Source organism: Mesorhizobium sp. ORS 3428 (assembly GCF_001854785.1).
Lineage (GTDB): Bacteria > Pseudomonadota > Alphaproteobacteria > Rhizobiales > Rhizobiaceae > Mesorhizobium.
The window spans coordinates 1-2,527 of the sequence record NZ_MDFL01000067.1 but is presented as its reverse complement, the minus strand read 5'-3'; the positions used below and the strand labels follow the sequence as shown (position 1 = coordinate 2,527).

Sequence of the window (2,527 nt, the reverse complement as noted above, 5' to 3'; positions counted from 1 at the left end):
ATCGGCTTCAATCCCCCGAAATATTTGGCGCACGGAGACATTGTGCGCATCGAAATTGCCGGCATCGGCGAGTTGCAAAACGAGTTTCGCGAGTTGCTCCAATAATTGCGAATCCAAATTCGCTAAGTGAAGTGTAATGAATTCAAAGATGTTCTGATAGGAGTAGGCCATTCTGATCTTTTAAGCGCAAGCGAGTCTTAAGGGAGGTTACACGAATGTCACGTATCAAATCTAATGTACAGGGAGGACTAAAAACGATGTCATATGCGAAGCGGTTGCAGGTGTTCATGTTTGGCGCTGCAATAATGGCCGCGGCAAGTCATGGCGCATTGGCTGGGGGTAATGGGAAGGTTGCTTTCCTTAGCGCCGGGCAAGGCTTCACCTTTCCTCCGGCCGTTGGTCGCGGTGCTGTCGAGGAGGGCAAGAGCGCGGGCGTACAAGTCGATATTTTCGACGCCAACAACTCTGTCGACAAGCAAGCCAACCAGGTGGATGACATCATTACCCAAGGATACTCGGGCGTTCTGTTTTTCCCGGTTGACGGTCGGGTAAGTGTGCCACTGGTGGCAAAGCTTGCCGCAGCCGGCATTCCGGTCATCGCCACCAGCAGCCAGATCGGGGATGCGTCCAAGGAGCCGATGGATGCGGTTCCGACCTCCCTCGTCGCCTATGTAGCCCATGACAACGTGAATTCGGGAAGGACCATCGGCACTTTTGCTACCACGCTTTTGCCGAAGGGCCGTAAGGCCAAGATTGCGATCGTCGAAGGCGCTGCCGGCTATTCCGATGTGGTCACGCGAAACAATGGCTTCAAAGAAGCACTTGATGCCGCCCATGCAAGCTACGAGATCGTAGCGTCTCAGCCGGCTGACTGGATGGCGGACAAGGCCGAGACCGTATGTGCGAACATGCTGACCTCGAAACCGGATATCGACCTGATTTTCGCGGATGCCGACAGCATGGGCGCAGGTTGCGCGCGCGCAGTGAAGGCGGCCGGCTCGAATATACCTATCGTTAGCATCGACGGCAACACCGACGGAATAACCGCGCTTAAGGCCGGAGGCATTGCAGCGACGGTCTGCAACCGGCCGGAGAGCATCGGTCACAAGTCGTTTCAGGTTCTCTACCAGCAAATATCGGGCAAGTTTGACCGAAAGGGAGCCCTCTTCGTCGTTCCGAACTTCCTTGTGACGAAAGACAATGTTGATGATTGTAAGCCGCAATTCTGATGGGACGTGACGGAACGCTGACCTTTCATTCATGTGCCGCCAGCATCCGCAGGCGGCACATGTCGCGCCGTTGCGGTTGGCAAAATGGGAGGCAACCCCAATTCCATTGAGGACTTATTCGTGTACGCGACAAATATTTGGCGTCCTTCTGTCTTAGCTGCGTCGCTCGGAGGATGTCCATGGATACGTTGAGCCTGGAGGGTATCCGCAAGATCTATCCGAACGGGACAGTAGCCCTCAAGGGTGTTGATCTGGTTGTTCGACCAGGTACCGTGCATGGACTGCTTGGCGCAAACGGGGCGGGCAAGTCGACGCTAATCAAGATATTGTCCGGCGCCATAACGGCATCCGGCGGTACAATGCGACTTGGCGAACGACAGCTGGCATGGAAGAGGCCTGCCGATGCAATGAAAGCCGGCGTCGCCACGATCTACCAACACATACCGGTGGTCCCGACGCTCTCCGTCATTGACAACGTCTTTCTTAGCAAAACTGCCGGTTGGCGCCGGAGCGACGAGGAYGCGGCAAAACTTCGGCGAGTGATGGAAAAAATCGGCTACTATCTGGATCCCGACGCGACGGTCGGCGATCTGAGCATCGGACAGCGTCAGATGGTGTCGATCATCACCGCGCTTATCGAGGGTGCTCAGATCATGGTCATGGATGAACCTACCGCGTCACTCGGGGTGGAAGAGCGGGACGTAGTCTATAAGGTCGTGAGGCAACTGACGTCGATTGAGGGCAAGGCTGTCATCTTTGTCTCGCATTTCCTCGATGAGATTCTCGCATTGACGGACGACGTCACGGTAATTCGCGACGGCGTTGTCGTCCTGACTGCACGCACCAGCGAAGTCGACTCTGATGCCATCGCGAACGCAATCGTTGGCAGAGCTATCGAAGCTATTGCTCGCCAACATGCTGAAAAGAGCGCGGACACGGGCGGGATTGCCCTGTCGGTAAAGGATTTGGCCTCAGGTTCGCGTCTCGCGCCTGCGAACTTCAATGTCRCAACCGGCGAAGTCCTTGGGCTTGCAGGTTTCTTGGGCTCGGGCCGCAGTGAAATACTGCACGCTGTTTTTGGGGCCGATCCCAAGGCGGTCGGTGCCGTCACGCTCAATGATAAGCCGGTTGGCCGCTCGCCGCGCGCGGCAATGCGCGCAGGTATGGBGCTTGTTCCGGAAGATCGTTCCAGCCAGGGACTGTTCATGCAATCTAGCGTTTGCATGAATATCTCGTTCCCGTATCTTTCCAGTCTATCGAAGTGGACGGTGTTGCCCGAGGTGGCACGCGAACGGAAC

2 protein-coding genes are annotated in these 2,527 nt (G+C 56.0%); both read left to right on the top strand.

Features of this window, described 5'->3' with window-relative positions; translation table 11 throughout:
• The first annotated feature begins 215 nt into the window (after nucleotides 1-215).
• On the top strand, nucleotides 216-1,229 hold the full coding sequence (locus ORS3428_RS07740) for a sugar ABC transporter substrate-binding protein (protein ID WP_082037191.1): 1,014 nt from the start codon (nucleotides 216-218) through the stop codon (nucleotides 1,227-1,229).
• Nucleotides 1,230-1,408: 179 nt separating this feature from the next.
• The coding region (locus tag ORS3428_RS32965; protein ID WP_172833658.1) for an ATP-binding cassette domain-containing protein at nucleotides 1,409-2,527 on the top strand (1,119 nt) is incomplete at its 3' end.